Here is a 24,218-nt window from a genome sequence, read left to right on the forward strand (position 1 = left end):
TCAATTCATTCACTATTGATACATATATACGCGGATGCTAGCTGTCTTTGAAATGTGCCGCTCATGCGGTCGAAACTGTCAGTCGGGAGCAATCGTCAATGACCGTCGTGCCGGTAAAGAGCGCCGATCTGGATGCGGCCGAAGTCGCCTGGTTCGCACCCATCTGTTCGGACGATTATCGTTTTCTGGGGGTGCCGGACGGCGAGTTGCGCTCATCGTTCGACCACACAAGCGAGATCGTGCGCGCCGCGGATGAGCTGGGCTATCGCAACATTTTGTGCCCGTCCTCCTATCAGGTCGGCCAGGACACGTGGAGCTTCGTCTCGGCGATGGCGCCGCTGACAGAGAACATCAACATGCTGGCGGCGATCCGCTGCGGCGAGGTGCATCCGGCGATGCTGGCGCGCGCGGTGGCGACCGTCGACCATGTCATGAAGGGCCGGCTGACGCTGAATGTCATCTCGTCCAACCAGCCGGGCGAGGAGGCATCGAGCGAACTGCGCTATCGCCGCTCCACCGAAGTCGTCGAAATCCTGCGGCAGGCCTGGACCCGCGACGAGATCGACTATGAGGGCGAGATCTACCGGCTCAAGGGTCTGAACACCGATCCGGTGCGTCCCTACCAGCAAAATGGCGGCCCGCTTTTGTATTTCGGCGGCTATTCGCCCGATGCGGTCGAATTGTGCGGCCACCATTGCGATGTCTATCTGATGTGGCCCGAGCCCGAGGAACTGCTCGCCGAGCGCATGAAGACCGTCCATGCGCGCGCCGAGGCCCATGGCAGGGTGCTCGATTACGGCCTGCGCGTGCATGTGATCGTGCGCGACACGGAGGCCGAAGCACGCGATTATGCCGACGAACTCGTCTCGCGCCTCGATGACGGCAAGGGCGACGAGATTCGGGGGCGCGCGCTGGATGCCAAGACCTACGGCGTGTCGCTGCAGGCCGCCAATCGCGACAATGCCGATGAGTTCGGCTTCGTCGAGCCGCATCTGTGGACCGGGATCGGACGTGCCCGGTCGGGCTGCGGCGCAGCGCTTGTCGGTTCGGCCGACCAGGTGATGGAGAAGATAGAGCGCTACCGCAAGATGGGCATCCGCGCCTTCATCTTTTCCGGCTATCCGCATCTGGATGAGTGCGTCAATTTCGGGCAGAAGGTCTTGCCGCACTTGCAAACCTGCTCGCTGCCCCATGTTTACGGGCGCGTGCCCGAGCAAACACCCGCCACGCCGCTGGGGGTTGGAGAAAGACGCTGATGGAGACCATCGAATTCGGCCATGGCGTGCCGCCAATGAGCCGGCTCATCTACGGTGTCTGGAGATTGGCCGGCGATCATGACCAGTCGCTGAGCCATGTCGTCGAAAAGGTCGAGGCGTGTCTCGATCAGGGCATCACCACCTTCGATCATGCCGACATCTACGGCGACTATGAATGTGAGGCCATCTTCGGGCGCGCCCTGCATGGCCACACTTCGCTCAAGCAAAAGATGCAGATCGTCACCAAATGCGACATCATGCTGATGTCGCCGGGCAAGTTTCCGCGCCGCCGGGTCAAGCACTATGACACCTCCGCCGCCCACATCCGCGATTCGGTCGACAATTCCCTTGCCAGGATCGGCGTCGATGTCATCGACATGTTGCTGATACACCGGCCCGACCCGCTGATGGACCATCACGAGACGGGCGCCGCGCTCGATGCGCTGGTGGACGAGGGCAAGGTGCGCGGCGTCGGTGTTTCGAACTTCATGCCGTGGGACATCGACCTGCTGCAATCGGCCATGAAGCACCCGCTTCTGACCAACCAGATCGAGATCAGTCTGCTGAACCCGTCCGCTTTCACCGACGGGCAGGTCGCCAAGGCACAGATGGATGGAATGCCGCTGATGGCCTGGTCGCCTCTGGGCGGCGGCGCATTGTTCATGCCCGGCAGCGAGGTGGGCAAGCGCACCATGCCGCGGCTGACCGCAATCGGCGCCGATTTCGGCGTTGCGGCCGAGGCCGTGGCGCTGGCCTGGCTGATGGCGCATCCAGCGCGGATCATGCCGGTCGTGGGCACGAATTCGCTCAAGCGCATCGCCAACATTGCCGATGCGCTCAAGGTCACGCTCGATCGCGAAACCTGGTTCGAGCTGTGGACCCTGGCGCAGGGCAAGGAAGTCCCTTGAGAGGAAAGCCGATGAACGCCGATGCCCACCTCAACCTGACCGCGCTCGAGACGGCCGAGCTCAAGCGGGCGATGGGCTGTTTCGCCACCGGCGTCACCATTGCCGCGACCCACCACGAAGGCGCCGACCACGGCATGACGTGCAACTCGTTCAACACGGTCTCGCTCGATCCGGCGATGGTGCTCTGGTCGATCAGGAAGCAGAGCGCCAGCCGCGCGGCGTTCCTGGAAAGCGGCGGCTACACGATCTCGGTGCTCGGCGCCGGGCAGCGCGACCTTGCCGAGCGCTTCACCCGCGGGCTTCCGCAGGAACGGTTCGATGGTGTCGGCTCGGAAAGGCTGCCGAGCGGCCGGCCGCGCATTGCCGATGCCATTGCCTGGTTCGACTGCGCAATCGAGCACGTATTGAGCGCCGGCGATCACGATGTTCTGGTCGGCCGGGTGCTGTCATTTGCAGCCGCGCCGGACGCGCCGCTGCTTTATGTTCACGGTGACTTCGCCGACGGCTGAACCCGCCGTCCATGGACCCGCAATTGCCACAGCGCATGCGCGCCCAGCGCTCCGATCAGAAGGGCGCCGCCGATCAGCACGGCCGGGCGCGGCGCTTCGGAGAAGATCAGCCAGACCCAGACCGGCGCCAGCACGGTTTCGAGCAGATAGAACATGCTCACCTCGGGCGCGGAGATGTATCTCGGCCCCGTCGCCAGGCACCAATAGGCGATCGGCAGCAGCACCATGCCGTTGAAGACATGCCAGGCCGCATTGTCGACGCGCACCGGCTCGCCGAGCCAGCCGAGCACCGCCAGTCCCAGGACCGTCGGCACGATGCCGCCGATCATCGGCGCAAAGCCGACATCGGCCTTGGCGGCGCGCGACAGCGTGATCACGGCGGCGATGAGCAGCGCGGCGGCCATCGCGCACGCATCGCCGAAAAGGCTGCCGGCCTGCAAACCGTCCGAGACGATGATGCCCACCGCCAGGACCATGACCGCGATCGTCAGAAGCGTCGCGCGCGACGGCCGTTCGCCCAGGAACGTCCACGCCGTCATTGCGGTGAACGCCGGCGTGAACGCGATGATGAAGGCGACATTGGCCGCGCTCGTGTTCTTGACCGCGATCACGAAGGCGACGACGGTCAGCCCGTAGAGCGCCGCGATGACCACGCCTATACGGCCCGGCAGCAGCGTGATCGTGCGGCCGGTCAGCCATTGGGCGATCTGCTTGATCAGGAGCGCGGCGATGAAGGCACTGCCCGCGCGCACCGCCATCGCCGACCAGGCGTCGCCCCCGCCCAGCTTGATCATCGGAATGTCGAAGCTCAGCGCGACGCCGCCGATGGCGGTCAGCAGCAATCCTTTGGCGTGCCGGGTCATCGGGCCAGTTGCGCGGCAGCCCGTCAAGGTGTCAAGCCGCGTCAGCCCTCATGGCGTTCCCAGCCATTGCCGGTCAGGTGCTCCTGGGGCAGAAAGCGCGTCTTATATTCCATCTTCCGCGATCCGGCGACCCAATAGCCCAGATAGACATGGGCGAGTCCCTGCTTTCGGGCCCGCTCGATATGGTCGAGGATCATCCATGTGCCGAGCGACCGGTGGTCCTCGTCCGGGTCGAAGAACGAATAGACCATCGAATAGCCGTCGCTCATCATGTCCGACAGGGCAACGCCGACCAGCGGCCCTTCGCCCTGTCCGGTGACGAAACTGTCCGCGCCGCGCCTGCGATATTCGATGACGCGCGATTTGACATGCGTGTCCTCGACCATCATCGCATAGTCGAGCACGGTCATGTCGCTCATGCCGCCGCCCGAATGGCGCGCATCGAGATAACGGCGGAACAGCGAATATTGCTCGCTGGATGGTTCGGCGGTGTATTCGGTGCCGATCAGATCGCGATTGCGCCGGTTGATGCGCTGCATCGAGCGGGTCGGCCGGAACTCGTCGGCCAGAATGCGCACCGAGATGCAGGCGCGGCACGTTTCGCAGGCCGGACGATAGGCGATGTTCTGGCTGCGGCGGAAGCCGCCCAGCGTCAGAAGATCGTTCATTTCGGAGGCCTTTTCACCCACCAGATGGGTGAAAACCTTGCGCTCGAACTGCCCGTCCAGATAGGGGCACGGCGCCGGCGACGTCAAAAAGAACTGGGGCGCTTTGGCGCTGTGTTTCGTCATCACCCGCAACAGCCGCTGTCGAAAACGCGTCGGTTGCGCCGGATCGCGGAGGCGCGGCGGCGCGTCCGCTCAAGCTACCAAAAAACCGCCGCTACGCAACGGCCAGAAATCGTTCCGTGCGCACCACGGTCGTGCCGAGCGCCAGATCGTGCAGCAGCCGCTTGTGGCGGGTGAACAGGGCCACCAGCACGATAAAGGGCGTCAGGATCACATTGGCTGCCCAGAACAGCACCGCGTGGACGATCGCCGTCATCCAGTCGATCGGCTGGCCGTCATAGCGCACCAGCCGGATGCCGGCCATACGCATGCCGAGCGTGGCCTGTTCGGGACCGCCGACCGTCCAGGCGATGTAGGAAAGGGCGACCAGCGGGGCGAGGACCGCATAGAGCAGCCAGGCGATGCCGAACGTGACGACGCCGAGAAGTCCGACCACAGGCACAGCGAGCGCCACAAGCAGAATGACCAGCGCATAATCGACCGCGAACGCCAGAACACGCCGCGTCCGGACGCCCTCGAAAAGCCGCCAATCGTCGAAACCGGCCGGAGCCGTTGAAATGATCGTATCCGTCTGTGTCATGGTCTTAACATGGCGGTGCGCATCGCCCGCTTCAAGCGATGGCCCTTCATCGGTTCAAGATGCGGGCGACCCGCGGCGCGAAATAGGTCAGGATGCCGTCGCAGCCGGCCCGCTTGAAGGCGGCGAGCTTTTCCATCATCACCCGTTCGCCGTCGATCCAGCCATTGGCGGCGGCCGCCTCGATCATCGCGTATTCGCCCGAAACCTGGTAGGCATAGACGGGCGCACGCAGCTCTGTCTTGATCCGCCAGCACACGTCCAGATAGGGCAGGGCGGGCTTGACCATCAGCATGTCGGCGCCCTCGACAAGATCCTGCTCGGCTTCGCGCAGTGCCTCGTCCGTATTGGCCGGATCCACATAATAGGTCTTCTTGTCGCCCTTCAGCAGTCCGCCCGTGCCGATCGCCTCGCGATAGGGTCCGTAGCAGGCCGAGGCGAACTTGGCCGTATAGGACATGATCGCCACATCCTGATGCCCGGCCGCATCCAGCGCGTCGCGGATCGCGCCGATCCGTCCGTCCATCATGTCCGAGGGCGCGATAATATCGGCGCCGGCGTCCGCCTGCTTGACGGCCGCACGGGCGATGATGTCGACGGTCTCGTCATTGACGATGATGTCGTCGCGCAGCACGCCGTCATGGCCGTGGTCGGTGAACGGATCGAGCGCCGGATCGGTGATGATGCCGATGCCGGGCACCGCCTGCTTGATGGCCGCCGTCACGCGGTTGATGATGTTGTTGGCATCCAGCGCGTGGCTTCCGGTCTGGTCCTTGCGGTCCATGGGGATGTTGGCAAAGGTCGCGATGGCCGGAATGCCCAGCTTGTGCGCCTCTTCGGCGGCGGCGACAGCACGGTCAAGTGTCAGCCGTTCGACACCGGGCATGGCGCCGATGGCCTCGGCCGTATCCTCGCCTTCCATGATGAAGATCGGCCAGATCAGATCGTCGACGCCAAGGCGGGTCTCGCGAACGAGCCGGCGCGCCCAGTCGGCCTTGCGCATCCGGCGCAGGCGCCGGCCGCCGGTGATCTCGTCAACGCTGCGTTTGGGCCCGGTTCCGCTCATCGCTGTTCAACTCCCCCGTTTGGACGTCTGGCGTGTTCGCGGTTTACAACCCGCTTTGCCTTTCGCAAACCATTACGTTAGGCAATTGTCCGTCAGATGTCGGGCCGAACGGGTGGCGCTCCATGGTCATTGCCGAGACGGGATTGCAGCAGCCGCGCAAGGGCGCGGTCGAGCGCGTCTTCGGCTTTTTCCTGCGCATTTTGGCGCTCTACGCTCTGATCTCCGGCCTGGTCTACTGGGCCGGGCTGACGGGGATCGCCGGGGACGGCGCCTGGCGTTTCGATCTCCTGGCGCTGCCCGTACGCATCGTATTCACGACGCTGGCGGTCCTGATGCCGGCCGCCGCGCTGGGTCTTTGGCTGACCACGCGCTGGGGTGTGGTGTTGTGGGTTCTGGCGGCGACCGCCGAGATCGGCGCCTACATGTTCCTTTCAGACATCTTTTCCGGGCGCGCGGGTATCGCCAGCATCAACATGATCGGCCTTGTCGTTCTGATCCTGATGGCCGGAGCCACGCTGATCGAACGGCGGGCGGCGCGTCTGGCCGCCCATTGACGGGTTCAGGCCCGGTCCCGAAACGCTCCAAAGCAAGCGCACGACTTGACTCTCCGTTAAGGACAAAGCCGTTTTGCGCCGCCGCAACACTGCGTTAACGCTCCAAATTAATGAGCATTTTAGCGGCATTGCGTAGGTTGCCCACATCAAAGGCGGGAAACATCGCCGACCAAACCTGTGAGGCAGTCATGATCAACCAGTCCAATATTGTGGGCCAACCGCGCGTGGAATCGGACGCCGATTCCCTCAGGCGTCTTTATCATGAGACGCTGCAGCTTGTGGAAAGGCTGCACCGGCGTCTTCAGGATGTCGTCAAGGACGAGTTCGACCGTTCGGGCCGCGACGACATCAACGCCGTTCAGGCCATTTTGCTGTTCAACATTGGCGACAGCGAACTGACGGCCGGCGAACTGCGGTCCCGCGGCTACTATCTGGGCTCGAACGTGTCCTACAACGTCAAGAAACTGGCGCAGGACGGGTTCATCCACCACAAGAAATCCAAGGCCGACAAGCGCTCGGTGCGTATCTCGCTGACCGAGAAGGGGCGCGAAGTGGCCGACGCGGTCGCTGATCTTTACGAACGTCACATCGTCTCGATCGAAGCGGTGGGCGGCATCGATGCTGACGAGTTCAACCGCATGAACCGGGCCATGCAACGCCTCGACCGCTTCTGGAACGACACGATCCTCTACCGCCTTTGAGGCGCAAGACTGTCGGGGCGCAAGGAAAAGGCCGGGTTTCGTGCCCGGCCTTTGCCGTCTTGTGAAACGAAATCACTCGGCAGGCAGTTTCTGCCTTCCGCGCGCGCGCCGCGGCCGGCCGATCAGTGCCGGCACCCGTTCCATGTAGGCCGCATAGCCCGGTCGGCTGCGCAGCATGTGCTGCTCGGTCAGGGGCATGGACACGCCGGCCATCACCGCCGTCAGGATCGCCGGGCCGGTAAGGGCAATGAGACTGCCCGACACGGCGAACGCGGCGATGCCGAGACCCCACCACAGGATGATCTCGCCGACATAGTTGGGGTGGCGGCTGACGCTCCACAGCCCGTTCCGCACGATGCCGGTCTCCGGTGCGGCCGCGCCAAGCGCCCTCTTGCCGCTCGCCAATTGGATATCTGCAATCCATTCGACGACGAATCCCAGCATAAAGAGCGCCATTCCGGCCCAGAACAGCCCCGCGGACACTGTTTCGGCGCCACCGGCGCGAAACGCCACGTGCAGCGGCGCGGCAATCAGCCACAACAGCACCGCCTGCAGCAGGAACACCTTGAACAGGCTGGCCCACCACCAGCTCGGCCCGCCGCTTTCGCGCATCGCGCGATACCTCCCGTCCTCGCGTACCGCGCCGTGGTGGCGGTGGACGAGGTGACCGGCCAGCCGCGCCGACCAGATGACGACCGCAGCCAGAATGATCCACTGATAGGACGTCGAGACGCCGTGCATGGCGGCATGCACCAGCGCGATGACGGAAAATCCCGGTCCCCAGTAATAGTCGATGACCCCGGCATCCTCGGTCATGACATTAATCAGCCATATTCCTGTGAAAGCCAAACAGCCTATTGCAAGCGTTATGGTCAGGGAGGCATCCATCGAATGGACCTTTCAGACTGTAGGGAACCGACCTACATGGTTTCCTGTTTGTTAAGCGGGCGGGGCTAAAACTCTGGCGCGAGGCGAACCCTTGAGGCGACAGAGACAATTACGCGGGTTGGGCATGAACGGATTTAAATCGACGACGAGGCGCGGATTTTTGCGCGCATCCGGCGCCGCTGGCGCATTGGCGGCAACGGCGGGCGCTGCGGCCGCCCAGTCCTCGATCATGGAGATTTTGCAGTCTTCCGAACGCGGCAACTGGGACGACCAGTTCGATGCGGCTGGTACACGCGTCAGCCGGGTGGCCAACACGCGCGTTCCGATCCTCAGCCAGGAAACCGCATTCCACGTCGAAGGGGCGATCGGCGACTACCAGCGCATCGTCGCCGCCGGCGGCTGGCCCCGCGTCAACGCGACCAAAGCTCTGAAGGTCGGCGTTCAGGACAATTCGGTGCGCGAACTGCGCCGGCGCCTGATCGTGTCCGGCGATCTGCCGCGCAATGCGGGCGACAGCGCCACGTTCGATACATTCCTTGACGGCGCGCTCAAGCGCTTCCAGGCCCGCCATGGCATGACCGCCGACGGCGTTGTCGGCAATTACACGCTCGCCGCGCTCAATGTGAGTGCCCCGGTCAGGCTCGGCCAGCTCGAGACCAATCTGGTGCGCCTGCGTTCCATGTCCGGCTATCTGGGCGACCGCTACGTCATGGTGAACATTCCGGCGGCCTCGATCGAAGCGGTCGAAAACGACCGTGTCGCACTGCGCCACAAGGCGATCGTCGGCAAGACCGACCGGCAGACGCCGATCCTGTCCTCGCGTATCCATGAGGTCATCCTCAATCCCTACTGGACCGCACCCAAGTCGATCATCCGCAAGGATATCATTCCGCTGATGCGTCAGGACCCCACCTATCTGACGCGCAACAAGATCCGCCTGTTCGACGGTCAGGGCAACGAGGTGCCGCCGGAAGCGGTCAACTGGTCGACCGAAGAGGCCGTGGAACTGCGCTTCCGCCAGGATCCCGGCCTCATCAACGCGATGTCGTCGACCAAGATCAATTTCCACAATCCGCATGCCGTCTACATGCACGACACGCCGCAGCAGAGCCTGTTCGGCAAGTTCATGCGGTTTGAATCCTCGGGTTGCGTGCGCGTGCACAACATTCAGGAACTGACCCTGTGGCTCCTGGAATCGACGCCGGGCTGGGATCGCCGCCAGCTTGAACAGGTGGTCGAATCGGGTGTGAACACCGAAATCCCGATCGAGGTTCAGGTGCCGGTCTATTTCGTCTACATTTCGGCATGGGCGTCCGAAGACCGGCTCGTCCATTTCCGCGACGACATCTACAATCGCGACGGTGTGGACGCGCTGCAATTGTCGTCCACCGCACTCTGACGGCGCGCAGCCGAAGCACGAAACCGATCGAGGGGCCCGCGGGCCCCTTTTTCATTGGCGCGGCAATTGTTCACATGACGGCAGCCGATGTCCGTGCGGGACATGACAGGGGCGGGGCGCCATGGTATTGCGCCGCTTTCGGAGCCAAACCCACGCCGAGGACACGCCCATGTCGCAGGACAGCGCCGCCGCCACCGCCTTTGCCGATGCCTTTTTCAGCCAGGATCTGACGGCCCGCGATGCCGGGATCGCCGATGCGATCGGCAAGGAACTGCGCCGCCAGCAGCAGGAGATCGAACTGATCGCCTCGGAAAACATCGTCAGCCGCGCCGTGCTGGAAGCGCAGGGCTCGGTGATGACCAACAAATATGCCGAGGGCTATCCGGGCCGCCGCTACTATGGCGGCTGTCAGTATGTCGATATCGCCGAAAACCTGGCGATCGAGCGGGCGACCGAACTGTTCGGCTGCGGCTTTGCCAACGTCCAGCCCAATTCCGGCAGCCAGGCCAACCAGGCCGTCATGCTCGCGCTGGCAGCGCCGGGCGACACGATCCTCGGCATGAGCCTCGATGCCGGCGGTCACCTGACCCATGGCGCTCGGCCCAACATGTCGGGCAAATGGTTCAACGCGATCCAGTACGGCCTCGATCTGGAAACCGGCCTGATCGATTATGACCAGGTGGCGAAACTGGCCGAAGAGCACAAGCCGCGCCTGATCATTGCCGGCGGTTCGGCCTATTCGCGGATCATCGATTTCGCACGGTTCCGGGAAATCGCAGATTCGGTCGGCGCGCATCTTTGGGTCGACATGGCCCATTTTGCGGGACTGGTCGCGGCGGGCATCCATCCCAGCCCCTTCCCGCATGCCCATGTGGCGACGACGACGACGCACAAGACGTTGCGCGGCCCGCGCGGCGGCATGGTGTTGACCAATGACGAGGCGATCGCCAAGAAGATCAATTCCGCCGTCTTCCCCGGCCTTCAGGGCGGCCCGCTCATGCACGTGATCGCCGCAAAAGCCGTGGCCTTCGGCGAGGCGCTGCAACCCGATTTCCAGGGCTATATGAGTGCGGTGGCCGAAAACGCCAAGGTCTTGGCCCAGACGGTGATCGAGGGCGGCATGCAGATCGTCTCCGGCGGCACCGACACCCATTTGATGCTGGTCGACCTGCGGCCCAAGGGCGTCACCGGCAAGGCGGCAGAGGCCGCTCTCGGCCGGGCGTTCATCACCTGCAACAAAAACGGTGTTCCGAACGATCCCCAAAAGCCGACCATCACCTCGGGCATTCGCCTCGGCACGCCGGCGGCGACCACGCGCGGCTTCGGACCGGCCGAATTCCGCCAGGTCGGCCAGATGATCGTGCGGATCGTCGATGGCCTGGCGCAGGCCGGCGAAGACGGCGACAATTCCGGCATCGAGAGCGCCGTCAAGGAAGACGTGCTCGCCCTGACGGCGCGCTTTCCGATCTACCCGCATCTGAACTGAGGAGCCGAGCGCGTTGCGCTGCCCGTTCTGTCACACCGAAAACACGGCCGTCAAAGACAGCCGTCCCGCCGAGGACGGCACCGTCATCCGCAGGCGCCGCGTCTGCGCCGATTGCGGCGGCCGGTTCACCACCTTCGAGCGGGTCCAGTTGCGCGAACTGTTCGTCGTCAAGAAGAACGGCCGCAAGGTTCCGTTCGACCGCGACAAGCTGGCACGCTCCTTCGAGGTCGCGCTGCGCAAGCGGCCTGTCGACCCCGAACGCGTCGAGCGCGCCGTCTCTGCCATCGTGCGCCAGCTTGAAAGCTCCGGCGAGCAGGACGTCCACGCCGACGAGATCGGCACGATGGTGATGGAAGCGCTCAAGCGCATGGACGAGGTCGCCTTCGTGCGCTTTGCCTCGGTCTACAAGGATTTCCGCGATCCGCAGGACTTCAAGGATCTGCTGGGCGAGATCGCGGGCCCCATTGCCGATGTCGAACCCGATGCCGCCGAGTGACCAAAGCCTGACGGTGGATGACCGCCGGTTTCTCGATGCGGCGTTGCGGCTTGCCCGGCGCCATCTGGGCCAAACGGGAACCAACCCGTCCGTCGCCACGCTGATCGTCAACGACGGCGCCATCGTCGGCCGCGGGATCACGGCCCCTGGCGGGCGGCCCCATGCCGAGACCATCGCGCTGGACGAGGCGGGTGCGGCGGCGCGCGGCGCCACCGCCTATGTCACGCTCGAGCCCTGCGCTCATCATGGCCGCACGCCGCCCTGCGCCGAGGCGCTCGTCTCCGCCGGCGTGACGCGCGTCATCGCCGCCGTCTCGGACCCCGACGACCGCGTGGCGGGCAAAGGCTATGCCATCCTGCGCGCCGCTGGGATCGAGGTTCTGGCCGATTGCGATCCGGTCGGCGCGCGCGACGTGCTGGGCGCCTATCTGACCCGGTCGTCGAAAAAGCGCGCACAGGTGACCCTCAAACTGGCCGTCTCCGCCGACGGCATGGTCGGACGGCACGGCGCAGGTCAGGTCGCAATCACCGGCCCGGTCGCCCGGGCGCAGTCGCACATAATGCGTGCCGAACATGACGCGATTCTCGTCGGCATCGGGACGGTCCTTGAAGACGATCCGGAGCTGACCTGCCGGCTGGAAGGCCTCGAGGACAGATCGCCCCGCCGCATCGTGCTCGACAGCCATGCCCGCCTGCCGGTCGAATCGCGTCTCGTTGCAACGGCGGGGCGGGCGCCGGTCCATGTCGCAACCCTCCATCCGCAGTCCGAACGGGCGCGGGCCCTCGTCGAAAAGGGCGTTCGGATCATCGCCGGCGAAAGCCACGACAGCCGCATCGCGCTGCCCGAACTGCTCGAAGACCTTGCCGCGATCGGTGTCGCGAGCGTCCTCGTCGAGGGCGGGGCAGAGGTTGCAGACGCCTTCCTGCGCGAAGGGCTCGCCGACCGCATCGCGCTTTTTGAAAGCAATGTTGTCGTCGGCGAAGGTGGCATTGCCGCCCCGTTCTCGAGCGGTCGTCTGCCGGACGGATTTGCGATCCGGCGCCGCGCGGTCTATGGCCCCGACCGGTTCATGCTGCTGGAGCGCCAGGACTGATGTTCACTGGTATCGTCACCGACATTGGCGAAGTGGCCGCCGTGACCGACTTGCCCGAGGGCCGGCGGTTTCGCATCGCCACGGCCTATGAGCCGGCGACCATCGACATCGGCGCGTCGATCGCCTGTTCGGGGGTCTGCCTGACCGTGGTCGCACTCCCCGAAGAAGGCGCAAATGCCCGCTGGTTCGAGGTCGAGGCCTGGGAGGAGGCCCTGCGCCTGACGACGGCCGGCGCCTGGGCGACAGGAACACGGCTCAATCTGGAGCGCGCGCTGAAGGCCGGCGACGAATATGGCGGGCACATGGTGTCGGGTCATGTCGATGCGATGGCGACCATTGCCGAAACCAGGCCCGAAGGCGATGCGACGCGCTTCATCATCGAGGCGCCCGAGGCGCTTATGAAGTTCATCGCGCCCAAGGGATCGGTGGCGCTCGACGGCACGTCGCTGACCGTCAATGGCGTCGACGCCAACCGGTTCGACGTCCTGCTGATCCGCCATTCGCTCGACGTCACCACCTGGGGCCAGAGCCGTGCCGGCGACCGGATCAACCTCGAGATCGATCCGATCGCGCGTTATGTCGCGCACTATGCCGACCGTCTTGCGGCTGCCGAAAAAGAGGCGTAGGGCTCCGGCCTGACCTCTTTGAGACCGGTATCCCATGAGCTCTGAAAAAGCGCATCTCCTGATCGTTGAAGCACGGTTTTATGACGACATGTCCGACGCGCTGCTCGCCGGCGCGATCAGCGCCATCGAGGACGCGGGCGCAACCTACGACATCGTCACCGTGCCCGGCGCGCTCGAAGTGCCCGCGGCGATCGCCTTCGCGCAGGACGGCCGGACGCGCTATGACGGCTATGTTGCGCTCGGCATGGTCATTCGCGGCGAAACCTATCATTTCGAGTTGGTCTGCAACGAATCCGCGCGCGGCCTGACCGATCTCGCCGTGAACCACAAGCTCGCCATCGGCAATGGCATCATGACCGTCGAGAACGAGGAGCAGGGCTGGGCCCGCGCCGACAAGACCCGCAAGGACAAGGGCGGCGCTGCAGCGAGAGCCGCGCTGGCCATGATCGCGCTGCGTGCAAGGCTCGACGTGCGATGAACGCCAGCGCCTCCAAAACCAAGGCTGCCAACAAACGCGGCGTGGCGCGCCTCGGCGCGGTGCAGGCGCTCTACCAGATGGACATGTCCGGCGCCGGCGTGCTTGAAACCGCCGCCGAATATGAAACCTTTCGCCTCGGCAAGGAGATCGACGGCTTCCAGTATCGCGACGCCGATCCCGCCTGGTTCCGGGCGATCCTTTCGGGAGTGGTCGCCGAACAGACCCGGATCGATCCGGTTGTCCGCGACGCGCTGACCGAGGACTGGCCGCTGTCGCGCCTCGACGGGACGTTGCGCGCGGTTCTGAGGGCCGGCGCTTGGGAACTGCTCCATCGCAAGGATGTGCCGGTGCCGGTCATCGTCACCGAATATGTCGATGTGGCGCATGCGTTCTTCGACGAGGGCGAGGAGCCGCGCATGGTCAATGCGGTGCTCGACCGCATCGCCCGCCAGCACCGACAACAATAAAAGGACAGGCGCGAGACCGATGACCGCAAGCGCAGCCCAGGACCTTGTGACCGCCAAGCGCACCACGCTGACCATCGCCACCTCGCAGGCGATCGTTGGCGCGGCGGCGCCGGTCGCCATCTCGCTGGGCGGGCTCGCCGGCCATTATCTTCTGGGCGCCGACAAGACGCTGGCGACACTGCCCGTGACAGGCTTCAACATCGGCGTTGCGCTTGGCGCTCTGCCCGCAGCCATGCTGATGCGCGCCGTCGGCCGCCGCAACGGCTTCGTTTCGGGCGCCATGGTCACCGCGCTTGGCGGCGCGATCGCCGCACTCGGCCTGTTCCAAACAAGTTTCATCCTTTTCGCGACCGGACTTCTGGTCATCGGCCTTGGCGGCGCATTCGTCCAGCAATACCGGTTCGCCGCCGCCGACGCGTCTCCCAAGCTGTTCAAGCCCAAGGCGATCTCTTGGGTGCTGGGCGGCGGTGTCTTCGCCGCGATCATCGGGCCGCAGGCGGTCATCCACACCAAGGACATGTTCGCGCCGGTCGAATTCGCCGGCGCCTTCGTGGCGGTCATCGGGCTGGGTCTTCTCGGCGCGGCGATTTTGTCGACGCTCAAGATCAAGGATCACGTCGAGACCGATCCGGCCAACATTCCCACCGGGCCGGAGCGTTCGCTTGGCGCCATCATCGCCCAGCCGCGCTTTGTCGTCGCTTTCGTCTGCGGCGTGACGACCTATGCGCTGATGAGCTTTTTGATGACCGGCGCGCCGCTCGCCATGGTGGGCTGCGGGTTTTCCACCGAAGAAGCAACGCTCGGCATCTCCTGGCATGTCATGGCCATGTTCGCGCCCAGCTTCGTCACGGGCAATCTGATCGCCCGGTTCGGCAAGGAGACGATCGTCGCCACCGGGCTTCTCATCCTGATCGCATGTGGTCTGGTGGCTTTGTCGGGCATTGCGCTCTGGCAGTTCTGGCTGGCGCTGATCCTGCTCGGCGTCGGCTGGAACTTCGGCTTCATCGGCGCCACCGCCATGCTGACCGAAACCTATACGCCCGCCGAAAAGAACAAGGTGCAGGGTGTGCACGATTTCGCCCTTTTCGGCACGGTCGCCTTCGCCTCGCTGATGTCGGGGGCGACGCTCAATCTGTTCGGCGGCCAGGTGGAGCTGGGCTGGGCGGCGCTCAACTGGATCCTGCTGCCGGTCGCCGCGGTCTGCCTGGTCGTCCTTGCGATCTTCGTCCTTCACGATCGCCGCGCCGCCTCGGAGGCCGCCCACCACCCGTGATGCGCACGGCCCGTTTTACAACCATTTGGGAATAGGGCGCCTGGTGCCTTGACCCCCAAACGCCCATTCTGCATAGACGACGCCGATGCGGGCCCGTCCGGGTGCCGCAATTCAGAATTGATCCGATCCGCCGGGGGACCTTGGGCGGAACTTCAGGAGGAAAATCGATGATACTTCTCGCCGTTATTGCCTGCGGCCTTGTATCGATTGTCTATGCGATCTGGGCCACCCAGTCGGTGCTTGCAGCCGACCAGGGCAACGAGCGCATGCAGGAAATCGCCGGCGCGATCCGCGAGGGCGCACAGGCCTATCTGAACCGGCAATACACCACCATCGCCATCGTCGGCGCCGTGGTCTGCGCCATTACCTGGGCGCTTCTGGGCGCAACGGCGGCCATCGGCTTCCTGATCGGCGCGGTGCTTTCGGGCGTCGCCGGCTATATCGGCATGTTCGTGTCGGTCCGCGCCAATGTGCGCACCGCACAGGCCGCCGCCCACTCGCTGTCCGGCGGTCTCGACATCGCCTTCAAGTCGGGCGCGATCACCGGCATGCTGGTGGCCGGCCTCGCGCTGCTCGGCGTTGCGATCTACTACTATGTCCTGACCGACATGATGGGCCTTTCGCCCGAAAGCCGCACCGTCATCGATGCGCTCGTCGCGCTGGGCTTCGGTGCATCGCTGATCTCGATCTTCGCGCGTCTCGGCGGCGGCATCTTCACCAAGGGTGCCGATGTCGGCGGCGATCTGGTCGGCAAGGTCGAAGCGGGCATTCCCGAGGACGATCCGCGCAACCCGGCAACCATCGCCGACAATGTGGGCGACAATGTCGGCGACTGTGCCGGCATGGCCGCCGACCTGTTCGAGACCTATGCGGTGACCGTCGTCGCCACCATGGTGCTTGGCGCGATCTTCTTTGCCGGCACCGACGTGCTGGCTTCGGTCATGCTCTATCCGCTGGCCATCGGCGCCGCGTGCCTTCTGACCTCGATCATCGGTACCTTCTTCGTGCGTCTGGGCACCAACGGCTCGATCATGGGCGCGCTCTACAAGGGCCTGATCGCGACCGGCATCCTCACCGTCTTCGGCCTTGGCGCGGCGACCTCGCTGACCGTCGGCTGGGGCGAGATCGGCGAAGTTGCCGGCAAGACCATCGAGGGCCGGTATCTGTTCTACTGCGGCCTGATCGGTCTCGTCGTCACCGGCCTGATCGTGATCATCACCGAATACTACACCGGCACAAACAAGCGTCCGGTCAACTCGATCAGCCAGGCATCGGTGACCGGCCACGGCACCAACGTCATCCAGGGTCTGGCCGTTTCGCTTGAATCGACCGCGCTGCCGGCCATCGTCATCGTCGCCGGCATCATCTCCACGTTCCAGCTTGGCGGCCTGTTCGGTACCGGCATCGCGGTCACCGTGATGCTCGGCCTCGCCGGCATGATCGTCGCGCTCGACGCGTTCGGTCCGGTCACCGACAATGCTGGCGGCATTGCGGAAATGGCCGGTCTCGACCCGGAAGTGCGCAAGTCCACCGACGCGCTCGATGCGGTCGGCAACACCACCAAGGCCGTCACCAAGGGCTATGCCATCGGTTCGGCCGGCCTCGGCGCGCTGGTGCTGTTTGCAGCCTATTCGAACGATCTGACCTACTTCGTCGCCAATCCGGACACCTACAGCTACTTCTCCGATGTTGGCGAGATCTCGTTCGATCTGTCCAACCCCTATGTCGTTGCCGGCCTTTTGTTCGGCGGCCTGATTCCGTACCTGTTCGGCGGCATCGCGATGACCGCCGTCGGCAGGGCCGGGAGCGCGGTGGTCGAGGAAGTGCGTCGTCAGTTCCGCGAAAAGCCGGGTATCATGGAAGGCACCGAGCGCCCGGACTATGCCCGCGCGGTCGACATGCTGACCAAGGCCGCGATCAAGGAGATGATCGTGCCGTCGCTGCTGCCGGTTCTGGCGCCGCTTGTTGTCTATTTTGGCGTGCTGCTGATCTCGGGCTCGAAAGCCTCGGCCTTTGCCGCGGTCGGCGCGATGCTGCTCGGCGTGATCGTCAACGGCCTGTTCGTCGCCATCTCGATGACCTCGGGCGGCGGCGCCTGGGACAATGCGAAGAAGTCGTTCGAAGACGGCTTCATCGACAAGGACGGCGTCAAGCACGAAAAGGGTTCGGAAGCCCACAAGGCGTCCGTGACCGGCGACACGGTCGGCGATCCCTACAAGGACACCGCCGGCCCGGCCGTCAACCCGGCGATCAAGATCACCAACATCGTCGCACTGCTGCTGCTGGCGGTTCTCGCCCACTAGCGGGCATTGCGACCCGACACGAAAAACCCGCGCGGAGCGATCCGCGCGGGTTTTTCTTTGAATCTGATAGTTGCCCTTGGGGCGACGGCCCGAACCGGCGGCCGCCTACCGCCCGCCGCGCAAGATGGATTCCGCCGAAGGCCCGCCGATCGAGCCGGACAGGATTTGCGCCAGGAACGTCTGGTCGCGGCCGCCGGTCGGCGTCGTGCGTGTGATGAAGTCGAACACGCGGCCATCCTGAAGGCCGTAATCGGCGATCCGCTCGACCGTGCTCTCTTCGTTGAAATAGACCGCCAGAACCCTCTGGTCCACCAGGCGCGGCTTGAGAAACTGCGCGCGCCGCTCACGCGTCTGGGAGATGTAGTAGAACACCTCATTGTCGAACGTCTCGGTCGTGGTCGGCGTGCCGAGCGTCAGCAGCACCTGGTCGCGGCTCGATCCGGGCGGCACCAGCGCCAGCGTCTGTTCGTCGACGACATAGCCCTGCTTGAACGTTTCGGACATGTTGAGCACATCGCTCGTCGACGCATTGCACGCCGACAGGGCCGTTGCCGCAGCCAACACGAGGGCCACGCCGGCAAAAGAGCGGCCATGCGCCTTGAATTTTCGAGCCGTCACATTCATCTCCTTGGCCGTCAATACCCGGCCGCGCTGGAAATCACCCGGTAACCCAGCTATGGCCGCCGTGCAAGCCGTCGGCCGTTCGCCGCCGGAACCCGTTCTGGATAAGCGCATGATTGTGTCACTGTTTCGGCGAAAGGGCCAAAACGCCAACCGGATCATCGTCGACCGGGTGTTCCGGCATGTCGTCGATGCCGCACGGCAGCCGGTTCTCTATGCCGATTGGGGCATCCCCGATACGCCGCTTGGCCGTTATGAATCGCTCGGCCTGCACATGATCGTGCTGCTGCACCGCACGCGCGACAGCAGCGAACCGCTGCAGGCCCTGGCCCAGGATGTGCTCGACGAGTTCTTCAAGGACGTCGATCACTCGATCCGGGAGCTAGGCGTCGGCGACGTCGGCGTTCCCAAGCGCATGAAGAAGCTTGCCCGCATGTTTTATGGCCGCATGGGACCCTACTGGGAGGCGATGGATGCCGGCGATGCCGGGGCGCTGGCAGCCGCCCTCGGCCGCAACATCATGCCTGGCGATGCCGCAACCGCCGATTTCAGGGCCGATGCGATCGCCCGTTACATGCTGGCCGCCGTCAAGGCGCTCGCCGCCCGGGACGATGCGACGCTGCTCACCGGCGATGTGGCCTTCCCCGATGCCGGGGCGGTGGCGTGAGCATGCCCGCTGCCGGCAGTTCGCCGGTTTCCCACGCCATCAACGTGTCCGTGCTTCCTCAAAAGGGGCGCGACGAGACGATCGCAGCCGATGGGGCGCAGTTGGAACAGTTGGCCGCCGCGCACGGTCTGCTGGCTGCCGACAGTTTCAAGGCCACCGTCCATGTCCGGCGGTGGCAGCGTGACGGCGTCCGCCTGACCGGCCGGGTCAGCGCGCGCGTCACCCAGCAATGCGTCGTCTCGCTCGAGCCGGTCGCCGCGACCGTCGAAGCCGAGATCGACGCGATCTATGTGCCCCAGGGTTCGGCGCTGGAAAGGCGCATGGAACCGGGCGAGGGCGGCGATCTGATCATCGATGCCGAGGGGCCGGACCTGCCCGAACCGTTCGAGCCGCCCATGCTCGATATCGGCGCGGTGACCGAGGAATTTTTCGCGCTCGCACTCGATCCCTATCCCCGCGCGCCAGGCGTTGCACCACCTTCCGAAAAGGCCGTCGAGCCGGCCGAAGAGCGGGAAAACCCGTTTGCCGCGCTCAAGGCGTTGCGCCAGAAGGGCGATGGCTAGGAACGCCAAATTGCCGGTTGAGCGGACGATCATTATCGCTATGGTGCCGCACGCTGCGGCCGGCCCCCACGCCGCGCCCGGCCCGGACACGCGCGAAACAGGATGAGCAACACGGTGATAACGGTCTCGGTGGATGCGATGGGCGGCGACCACGGCCCTTCGGTCGTCATCCCTGGCGCGGCGATCTCGCTGTCGCGGCATCCCGGCATGCGCTTCCTGCTGTTCGGCAAGAAGGACGAGATCGAGGCGGCGCTTGCCGGCCATCCCAAACTGCGCGAGGCCAGCACGATCGTTCATTGCGATGTCGCCGTCAAAATGGACGACAAGCCCAGCCAGGCCCTGCGGAACGGGCGCTGGAAGTCGTCCATGTGGAAGGCGATCGAGGCGGTCAAGTCGGGCGAGGCCGATGTGTGCGTTTCGGCGGGAAACACCGGCGCGCTGATGGCCATGTCGCGCTTTTGCCTGCGCACGATGGCCGATATTGAGCGTCCCGCCATCGCCGCCATCTGGCCGACGCTGCGGGGCGAATCGATCGTGCTCGATGTCGGCGCGACCATCGGCGCCAACGCGCTGCAACTGGTCGATTTCTCGGTGATGGGCGCGGCAATGGCGCGCGCATTGATCGAGGTCGAGCGTCCGACCGTCGGCCTGCTCAATGTTGGCGTCGAGGAGATCAAGGGACAGGAAGAGGTCAAGGAAGCCGGGCGCCTCCTGCGTGAGGCCGATCTCGACGGGCTCGACTATCACGGCTTTGTCGAAGGCGACGATCTGGGCCGCGGCACGGTCGATGTCGTCGTCACGGAGGGCTTCTCCGGGAACATCGCGCTGAAGACCGCCGAGGGCACCGCGCGCCAGATCGGCGAATATCTGCGCGCGGCGATGAGCCGGACGCTGATGGCGCGCCTCGGTTACGTTCTGGCGCGCGGCGCCTTCCGTCGTCTCAGCGACCGGATGGACCCGCGCAAGGTCAATGGCGGCGTCTTCCTGGGCCTGAACGGCATCGTCGTCAAAAGCCATGGCGGCACCGACGATGAAGGCTTTGCCGCCGCCGTCGACATGGCCCATGACATGGTGCGCAACGGTCTGGTCGACAAGATCCACCACGACATTCACCTGTTCCACGACGGTCCTGGCCGTGGCGGTCCGGAAGAAGACGGCGAAGACGCTCGGCCCAAGGCAGCACAATGATAAGATCAGCCATCACCGGCGTCGGCTCCGCATTGCCGAAACGGGTCGTTCCGAACACCGAACTCGAGGCCAAGCTCGAAACCTCCGACGCATGGATCAGGCAGCGCACGGGCATCACGCAGCGCTATATCGCCGGCGACGACGAAACCAGCGCGTCTCTGGGAGAAGCCGCTGCGCGCGCGGCGCTCGACGATGCCGGCCGGACCCCCGACGATATCGACCTGATCATCGTCGCCACTTCGACGCCCGACAACACGTTTCCGGCCACGGCCGTCAACATCCAGAACCGGCTTGGCATGCACCATGGCGCCGCGTTCGACATCCAGGCCGTATGCACCGGCTTCATCTACGCGCTGACCACCGCCGACACCTACATCAGGGCCGGACTGGCGCGGCGTGTCCTGGTGATCGGCGCGGAGACGTTCTCGCGCATTCTCGACTGGACCGACCGGCGTACCGCCGTGCTCTTCGGCGATGGCGCCGGCGCCGTTGTCGTCGAGGAGGCCGCCGGCGTCGGGCTGACATCGGACACGGGCATTCTGGCGGCCCATCTGCGTTCGGACGGCCGGCACAAGGACAAGCTCTATGTCGATGGCGGGCCGTCGACGACGGGCACCACCGGCCATCTGCGCATGGAAGGCCGCGAAGTGTTCAAGCACGCGGTCGGCATGATCACCGACGTGATCGAACAATCCTTCGCCACAGCCGGCATTTCGGGCGACCAGATCGACTGGTTCGTGCCGCACCAGGCCAATCGCCGGATCATCGAAGCATCGGCGAAGAAGCTCGGCATTCCCGAAGACAAGGTCGTCATCACGGTCGACCGGCACGGCAACACGTCCGCCGCCTCGGTCCCGTTGGCGCTTTCCGTTGCCGTCGCCGATGGCCGCATCAAGCGCGGCGATCTGGTTCTGCTTGAGGCGATGGGCGGCGGATTCACCTGGGGCGCATTATTGGTGCGCTGGTGACCGCACCTTTCTTCCGCGCTTCGTCTGTTCCTTCCGTCCCGCGGATCACGGGGCATTTGCTTGATTTACAAGGCCTTTGGCGATACGATTTTTTTGGCTCTGATTTTGTGCGCTTCGGAAAGACAGCTTGATGGGGGAGAAAACGGTCACACGGTCTGACCTGACCGAAGCCGTCTACCGCAAGGTGGGCCTGTCACGTACCGAGTCTGCCGCCCTCGTCGAAATGGTCATCAACGAAATTTGCGACGCCGTCGTGCGGGGCGAAACGGTCAAGCTGTCGTCGTTTGCCACCTTTCAGGTGCGCTCCAAGACCGAGCGGATCGGCCGCAATCCCAAGACCGGTGAGGAAGTGCCGATTTCACCGCGTCGCGTGGTGACGTTCAAGGCGTCCAACGTGCTCAAGCAGCGCATCATCGATGGCTACAAGAAACGCCACGGCAAGGGCTGAGGGGCAAATGGCCAGGCCGCCGCTGTCGACAGGTGAAGGACGACCATGACGGACAAGAGCCCCGACGCGTTCCGCACCATTTCCGAAGTCGCCGACGATCTGGACCTGCCGCAGCATGTGCTGCGTTTCTGGGAGACGCGCTTTTCGCAGATCAAGCCGCTCAAACGCGGTGGCGGCCGGCGCTATTACCGGCCGACCGATGTGGACCTGCTGCGCGGCATAAGGCATCTGCTCTATGAGGAAGGCTACACGATCAAGGGTGTGCAGAAGATCCTGCGCGAGAACGGCATCCAGTTCGCCATCGCCATCGGAACGGGCGACATGTCGGCACTCGAGGAGATGACCCGCCGCAATGCCGAAGCGCGCCAGGCCGAGGCGGAAACCGAAGCGGCCGCGCCGCAGGCGGGCGCCGACGCACCGCCTGCCCAGGCCGACGCCGATGTCGTGGTTGGCCATGCACGGCCGCGCGGCCGCGGCCTGTTCGGGCTTGGCGGCAAGGGTGGCGAAAGCGGCGAAGGGGCCGATCTGTCGCGCGACAACCGCACATTGCTCCAGGAAGCCCTGTTCGACCTTCTCGAGTGCAAGCGGCTTCTCGACCAGACGCGGTAGGCGGCCCTTCGATCGCGCATTGAGGGCTTGTGCGCGCCGCTGCGCGCCACTATAGCTCTGCCACGGTCGGAGCGTAGCGCAGCCCGGTAGCGCACTACACTGGGGGTGTAGGGGTCGTGGGTTCGAATCCCGCCGCTCCGACCAGTCTTTTCACTGTCAGATGTGGTCGGTTTCGCGCGCTATGCCGTTGCGTGCCGCAGCGTAAGGCCGACTTCACGCTGATGCCGCGCTTCCAGCGCGATGCAGCCCCAGATCACGCCGAAGATCAGAAACAGGTGCCGCCAGCGGTCGGTGTCAATGACGTTGCCGATCAGGGCGTGCCCGAAAAAGACGATCAGCGCGCACACGAGGATGGGCTGCCATGGCCGGTCGCGGAAGACGATCCTGAGGCCCGCGCCCAGCGTCCAGACGACCAGCGTGACGTAGCTGGCAAAGCCGAGCCAGGAATAGTCGAACAGCGCCTTGAGCCAGATATTGTGGGTGTCGGCGCCGAACCGCTCCCCGAACTCGAGCGGGCCGATGCCGAACGGGTGTTCGGTGGCCTTCATGTAGCCGATCAGATGGTTGGCGAACCGTCCGGACTGGCCGCTGTCATAGTCCTGCAGCCGTGCCCGCTCGATCAGCATCTCGCGCACGGCCTCGATCTGGATGGCGATCAGAAGCGCGATCACCACCGCGACGAAGGCCGTGGCGGCCAATGCCGCGATGCGCAGGCGGAACCGGTGCGAGGGCGATGCAATCAGAAGGAACGCGGTCAGAAGCAGGGCGCACAGGACGAACAGGCCCCAACCGGCGCGCGAGAACGACAGGAAGATCGCAAACGACAGGACGATCAGCATGGGCAGCCGCCACAGCGCGCCTTCGAGCGACCGGGTGAGCACGCCGTGCAGGCAGTAGATCGCGGGCAAGGCGAGGAACGGCGCAAACACGTTCGGATCCTGAAAGGCGCCCATGGCCCGGCCGTAGCGGGTGAACAGGTCGGCGCCAGGCACCAAATTGAAATAGCCGACAATGCCCAAAAGCCCGGTCAGGACGGCGGCCGTGAGATAGCCGTTCATGATGATCTCGGCGCGCCGGCCGTCCGCGGCGATCACGGCGGCAAAGAAGATCGCCGTGAAGGCGAGAAAAAAACCGACGGCGACATACATCGGCGCGTCGCGCCATTCTGTCATCGTCATCATCGAGATGACGCCGCCGATGTTGAACACGATCAGCAGCACCAATAACGGCATGATCGCGGCGGGAAACCTCAGCCCGCACAGCACCCAGATGCCCACAAGCCCGACCATGTAGAGTTCGTAAGGGGCCGGCTCGTTGATGACGAAACCGCTCAGAAAAGCGCCGACCCAAATGGCAAAGGCGGCCAGAAGGCCGCCCAGCACGCGGTTCCTGTCCACCGCCGGAAGGGTGAGGGCCACATCGG

27 protein-coding genes and 1 tRNA gene are annotated in these 24,218 nt (G+C 64.7%); 21 read left to right on the forward strand and 7 right to left on the reverse strand.

What is annotated here, in order from left to right; translation table 11 throughout:
• Positions 1-98: 98 nt before the first annotated feature.
• Genes ACOQOU_RS15980 through ACOQOU_RS15990 form a run of 3 tightly spaced genes read left to right on the forward strand, consistent with a single transcriptional unit; the run spans position 99 to position 2,673 of the window.
• Complete coding sequence (locus ACOQOU_RS15980; RefSeq protein WP_306024688.1) at positions 99-1,256, forward strand: LLM class flavin-dependent oxidoreductase; 1,158 nt, start codon at positions 99-101, stop codon at positions 1,254-1,256.
• Positions 1,256-2,164: an aldo/keto reductase gene (locus tag ACOQOU_RS15985; protein WP_109765931.1), complete on the forward strand. Its 909-nt coding sequence runs from the start codon at positions 1,256-1,258 to the stop codon at positions 2,162-2,164. The genes ACOQOU_RS15980 and ACOQOU_RS15985 overlap by 1 nt, the downstream gene beginning before the upstream one ends.
• Before the next feature lie 11 nt (positions 2,165-2,175).
• Positions 2,176-2,673 carry a flavin reductase family protein gene (locus tag ACOQOU_RS15990; RefSeq protein ID WP_109765932.1) on the forward strand — a complete coding sequence of 166 codons (498 nt, stop codon included), beginning with the start codon at positions 2,176-2,178 and terminating at the stop codon, positions 2,671-2,673.
• Here the strand turns inward: ACOQOU_RS15990 and ACOQOU_RS15995 are convergent.
• From ACOQOU_RS15995 to hemB, 4 genes are all read right to left on the reverse strand, one after another.
• Entirely contained in the window at positions 2,649-3,536 is an 888-nt protein-coding gene (locus ACOQOU_RS15995; protein WP_306024689.1) for a DMT family transporter, read from the reverse strand. The genes ACOQOU_RS15990 and ACOQOU_RS15995 overlap by 25 nt on opposite strands.
• Positions 3,537-3,577: 41 nt before the next feature.
• Positions 3,578-4,327: an arginyltransferase gene (locus ACOQOU_RS16000; RefSeq protein ID WP_109765933.1), complete on the reverse strand. Its 750-nt coding sequence runs from the start codon at positions 4,325-4,327 to the stop codon at positions 3,578-3,580.
• A 91-nt stretch (positions 4,328-4,418) separates the two neighbouring features.
• The gene (locus tag ACOQOU_RS16005; RefSeq protein WP_109765934.1) at positions 4,419-4,904 is read right to left on the reverse strand and encodes an RDD family protein; all 486 of its coding nucleotides are present in this window, start codon (positions 4,902-4,904) and stop codon (positions 4,419-4,421) included.
• A 46-nt stretch (positions 4,905-4,950) separates the two neighbouring features.
• On the reverse strand, positions 4,951-5,967 hold the full coding sequence (gene hemB, locus ACOQOU_RS16010) for a porphobilinogen synthase (RefSeq protein WP_306024690.1): 1,017 nt from the start codon (positions 5,965-5,967) through the stop codon (positions 4,951-4,953).
• 122 nt (positions 5,968-6,089) lie between these two features.
• Here hemB and ACOQOU_RS16015 point away from each other — a divergent pair, with 122 nt between their 5' ends.
• Positions 6,090-6,521 (forward strand): DUF6163 family protein, encoded by a 432-nt coding sequence (locus ACOQOU_RS16015; protein WP_306024691.1) that lies wholly within the window; start codon positions 6,090-6,092, stop codon positions 6,519-6,521.
• A gap of 188 nt (positions 6,522-6,709) precedes the next feature.
• A complete protein-coding gene (gene ldtR / locus ACOQOU_RS16020) occupies positions 6,710-7,222 on the forward strand; it encodes a transcriptional regulator LdtR (protein WP_109765937.1) in 513 nt (170 codons plus the stop codon).
• A 72-nt stretch (positions 7,223-7,294) separates the two neighbouring features.
• On the opposite strand, the gene ACOQOU_RS16025 is transcribed toward ldtR, so the two are convergent.
• Positions 7,295-8,110 carry a DUF1295 domain-containing protein gene (locus ACOQOU_RS16025; protein WP_306024692.1) on the reverse strand — a complete coding sequence of 272 codons (816 nt, stop codon included), beginning with the start codon at positions 8,108-8,110 and terminating at the stop codon, positions 7,295-7,297.
• Positions 8,111-8,234: 124 nt separating this feature from the next.
• Here ACOQOU_RS16025 and ACOQOU_RS16030 point away from each other — a divergent pair, with 124 nt between their 5' ends.
• From ACOQOU_RS16030 to ACOQOU_RS16070, 9 genes are all read left to right on the forward strand, one after another.
• A complete protein-coding gene (locus tag ACOQOU_RS16030; RefSeq protein WP_109765939.1) occupies positions 8,235-9,509 on the forward strand; it encodes a L,D-transpeptidase family protein in 1,275 nt (424 codons plus the stop codon).
• 169 nt (positions 9,510-9,678) lie between these two features.
• The gene (gene glyA / locus ACOQOU_RS16035; protein ID WP_306024693.1) at positions 9,679-10,995 is read left to right on the forward strand and encodes a serine hydroxymethyltransferase; all 1,317 of its coding nucleotides are present in this window, start codon (positions 9,679-9,681) and stop codon (positions 10,993-10,995) included.
• A gap of 13 nt (positions 10,996-11,008) precedes the next feature.
• Positions 11,009-11,491 (forward strand): transcriptional regulator NrdR, encoded by a 483-nt coding sequence (gene nrdR, locus ACOQOU_RS16040; protein ID WP_109765940.1) that lies wholly within the window; start codon positions 11,009-11,011, stop codon positions 11,489-11,491.
• Positions 11,478-12,584, forward strand: coding sequence for a bifunctional diaminohydroxyphosphoribosylaminopyrimidine deaminase/5-amino-6-(5-phosphoribosylamino)uracil reductase RibD (gene ribD, locus ACOQOU_RS16045; RefSeq protein ID WP_306024694.1), 1,107 nt, complete (start codon positions 11,478-11,480; stop codon positions 12,582-12,584). Before nrdR ends, ribD begins: the two co-directional genes overlap by 14 nt.
• The gene (locus ACOQOU_RS16050; protein ID WP_109765942.1) at positions 12,584-13,210 is read left to right on the forward strand and encodes a riboflavin synthase; all 627 of its coding nucleotides are present in this window, start codon (positions 12,584-12,586) and stop codon (positions 13,208-13,210) included. Before ribD ends, ACOQOU_RS16050 begins: the two co-directional genes overlap by 1 nt.
• A 34-nt stretch (positions 13,211-13,244) precedes the next feature.
• Positions 13,245-13,688 carry a 6,7-dimethyl-8-ribityllumazine synthase gene (locus ACOQOU_RS16055; protein ID WP_109765943.1) on the forward strand — a complete coding sequence of 148 codons (444 nt, stop codon included), beginning with the start codon at positions 13,245-13,247 and terminating at the stop codon, positions 13,686-13,688.
• Entirely contained in the window at positions 13,685-14,155 is a 471-nt protein-coding gene (nusB, locus tag ACOQOU_RS16060) for a transcription antitermination factor NusB (protein ID WP_109765944.1), read from the forward strand. Before ACOQOU_RS16055 ends, nusB begins: the two co-directional genes overlap by 4 nt.
• A 19-nt stretch (positions 14,156-14,174) precedes the next feature.
• Positions 14,175-15,428, forward strand: coding sequence for an MFS transporter (locus ACOQOU_RS16065; RefSeq protein WP_109765945.1), 1,254 nt, complete (start codon positions 14,175-14,177; stop codon positions 15,426-15,428).
• 167 nt (positions 15,429-15,595) lie between these two features.
• Complete coding sequence (locus tag ACOQOU_RS16070) at positions 15,596-17,731, forward strand: sodium-translocating pyrophosphatase (RefSeq protein WP_306024695.1); 2,136 nt, start codon at positions 15,596-15,598, stop codon at positions 17,729-17,731.
• Positions 17,732-17,836: 105 nt separating this feature from the next.
• On the opposite strand, the gene ACOQOU_RS16075 is transcribed toward ACOQOU_RS16070, so the two are convergent.
• Positions 17,837-18,355, reverse strand: a complete 519-nt coding sequence (locus ACOQOU_RS16075; protein WP_109766163.1) for an outer membrane protein assembly factor BamE — start codon at positions 18,353-18,355, stop codon at positions 17,837-17,839.
• Between the two features lie 109 nt (positions 18,356-18,464).
• Here ACOQOU_RS16075 and ACOQOU_RS16080 point away from each other — a divergent pair, with 109 nt between their 5' ends.
• From ACOQOU_RS16080 to ACOQOU_RS16110, 7 genes are all read left to right on the forward strand, one after another.
• Positions 18,465-19,019: a ubiquinol-cytochrome C chaperone family protein gene (locus tag ACOQOU_RS16080; RefSeq protein WP_306024696.1), complete on the forward strand. Its 555-nt coding sequence runs from the start codon at positions 18,465-18,467 to the stop codon at positions 19,017-19,019.
• Positions 19,020-19,021: 2 nt separating this feature from the next.
• Positions 19,022-19,582, forward strand: coding sequence for a YceD family protein (locus tag ACOQOU_RS16085; RefSeq protein WP_306024876.1), 561 nt, complete (start codon positions 19,022-19,024; stop codon positions 19,580-19,582).
• Positions 19,583-19,684: 102 nt separating this feature from the next.
• A complete protein-coding gene (gene plsX, locus ACOQOU_RS16090; protein ID WP_375567224.1) occupies positions 19,685-20,770 on the forward strand; it encodes a phosphate acyltransferase PlsX in 1,086 nt (361 codons plus the stop codon).
• The gene (locus tag ACOQOU_RS16095; RefSeq protein WP_109765948.1) at positions 20,767-21,738 is read left to right on the forward strand and encodes a beta-ketoacyl-ACP synthase III; all 972 of its coding nucleotides are present in this window, start codon (positions 20,767-20,769) and stop codon (positions 21,736-21,738) included. Before plsX ends, ACOQOU_RS16095 begins: the two co-directional genes overlap by 4 nt.
• A gap of 130 nt (positions 21,739-21,868) precedes the next feature.
• Entirely contained in the window at positions 21,869-22,186 is a 318-nt protein-coding gene (locus ACOQOU_RS16100) for an integration host factor subunit alpha (protein WP_109765949.1), read from the forward strand.
• A 45-nt stretch (positions 22,187-22,231) separates the two neighbouring features.
• On the forward strand, positions 22,232-22,795 hold the full coding sequence (locus ACOQOU_RS16105; RefSeq protein WP_109765950.1) for a MerR family transcriptional regulator: 564 nt from the start codon (positions 22,232-22,234) through the stop codon (positions 22,793-22,795).
• Positions 22,796-22,862: 67 nt separating this feature from the next.
• Positions 22,863-22,939: transfer RNA gene (locus ACOQOU_RS16110), tRNA-Pro, on the forward strand.
• Positions 22,940-22,974: 35 nt separating this feature from the next.
• Here the strand turns inward: ACOQOU_RS16110 and ACOQOU_RS16115 are convergent.
• Positions 22,975-24,213 (reverse strand): O-antigen ligase family protein, encoded by a 1,239-nt coding sequence (locus tag ACOQOU_RS16115; RefSeq protein ID WP_342633482.1) that lies wholly within the window; start codon positions 24,211-24,213, stop codon positions 22,975-22,977.
• Between the last annotated feature and the right edge of the window lie 5 nt (positions 24,214-24,218).

It is taken from the genome of Oceaniradius stylonematis (assembly GCF_965223445.1).
GTDB lineage: Bacteria > Pseudomonadota > Alphaproteobacteria > Rhizobiales > Rhizobiaceae > Roseitalea > Roseitalea stylonematis.

Bases quoted from the DNA above. Each gene is read 5' to 3' on its own strand.
- ACOQOU_RS16075 (WP_109766163.1), bottom strand. From the start codon at position 18,355: ATGAATGTGACGGCTCGAAAATTCAAGGCGCATGGCCGCTCTTTTGCC.
- ACOQOU_RS15980 (WP_306024688.1), top strand. From the start codon at position 99: ATGACCGTCGTGCCGGTAAAGAGCGCCGATCTGGATGCGGCCGAAGTC.
- ACOQOU_RS16050 (WP_109765942.1), top strand. From the start codon at position 12,584: ATGTTCACTGGTATCGTCACCGACATTGGCGAAGTGGCCGCCGTGACC.
- ACOQOU_RS16085 (WP_306024876.1), top strand. From the start codon at position 19,022: ATGCCCGCTGCCGGCAGTTCGCCGGTTTCCCACGCCATCAACGTGTCC.
- hemB (WP_306024690.1), bottom strand. From the start codon at position 5,967: ATGAGCGGAACCGGGCCCAAACGCAGCGTTGACGAGATCACCGGCGGC.
- ACOQOU_RS16005 (WP_109765934.1), bottom strand. From the start codon at position 4,904: ATGACACAGACGGATACGATCATTTCAACGGCTCCGGCCGGTTTCGAC.
- ACOQOU_RS16100 (WP_109765949.1), top strand. From the start codon at position 21,869: ATGGGGGAGAAAACGGTCACACGGTCTGACCTGACCGAAGCCGTCTAC.
- ACOQOU_RS16055 (WP_109765943.1), top strand. From the start codon at position 13,245: ATGAGCTCTGAAAAAGCGCATCTCCTGATCGTTGAAGCACGGTTTTAT.
- plsX (WP_375567224.1), top strand. From the start codon at position 19,685: ATGAGCAACACGGTGATAACGGTCTCGGTGGATGCGATGGGCGGCGAC.
- ACOQOU_RS15990 (WP_109765932.1), top strand. From the start codon at position 2,176: ATGAACGCCGATGCCCACCTCAACCTGACCGCGCTCGAGACGGCCGAG.
- ACOQOU_RS15985 (WP_109765931.1), top strand. From the start codon at position 1,256: ATGGAGACCATCGAATTCGGCCATGGCGTGCCGCCAATGAGCCGGCTC.
- ldtR (WP_109765937.1), top strand. From the start codon at position 6,710: ATGATCAACCAGTCCAATATTGTGGGCCAACCGCGCGTGGAATCGGAC.
- ACOQOU_RS16000 (WP_109765933.1), bottom strand. From the start codon at position 4,327: ATGACGAAACACAGCGCCAAAGCGCCCCAGTTCTTTTTGACGTCGCCG.
- ACOQOU_RS16025 (WP_306024692.1), bottom strand. From the start codon at position 8,110: ATGGATGCCTCCCTGACCATAACGCTTGCAATAGGCTGTTTGGCTTTC.
- ribD (WP_306024694.1), top strand. From the start codon at position 11,478: ATGCCGCCGAGTGACCAAAGCCTGACGGTGGATGACCGCCGGTTTCTC.
- ACOQOU_RS16105 (WP_109765950.1), top strand. From the start codon at position 22,232: ATGACGGACAAGAGCCCCGACGCGTTCCGCACCATTTCCGAAGTCGCC.
- ACOQOU_RS16065 (WP_109765945.1), top strand. From the start codon at position 14,175: ATGACCGCAAGCGCAGCCCAGGACCTTGTGACCGCCAAGCGCACCACG.
- ACOQOU_RS16080 (WP_306024696.1), top strand. From the start codon at position 18,465: ATGATTGTGTCACTGTTTCGGCGAAAGGGCCAAAACGCCAACCGGATC.
- ACOQOU_RS16015 (WP_306024691.1), top strand. From the start codon at position 6,090: ATGGTCATTGCCGAGACGGGATTGCAGCAGCCGCGCAAGGGCGCGGTC.
- nusB (WP_109765944.1), top strand. From the start codon at position 13,685: ATGAACGCCAGCGCCTCCAAAACCAAGGCTGCCAACAAACGCGGCGTG.
- ACOQOU_RS16095 (WP_109765948.1), top strand. From the start codon at position 20,767: ATGATAAGATCAGCCATCACCGGCGTCGGCTCCGCATTGCCGAAACGG.
- glyA (WP_306024693.1), top strand. From the start codon at position 9,679: ATGTCGCAGGACAGCGCCGCCGCCACCGCCTTTGCCGATGCCTTTTTC.
- ACOQOU_RS16070 (WP_306024695.1), top strand. From the start codon at position 15,596: ATGATACTTCTCGCCGTTATTGCCTGCGGCCTTGTATCGATTGTCTAT.
- ACOQOU_RS15995 (WP_306024689.1), bottom strand. From the start codon at position 3,536: ATGACCCGGCACGCCAAAGGATTGCTGCTGACCGCCATCGGCGGCGTC.
- ACOQOU_RS16030 (WP_109765939.1), top strand. From the start codon at position 8,235: ATGAACGGATTTAAATCGACGACGAGGCGCGGATTTTTGCGCGCATCC.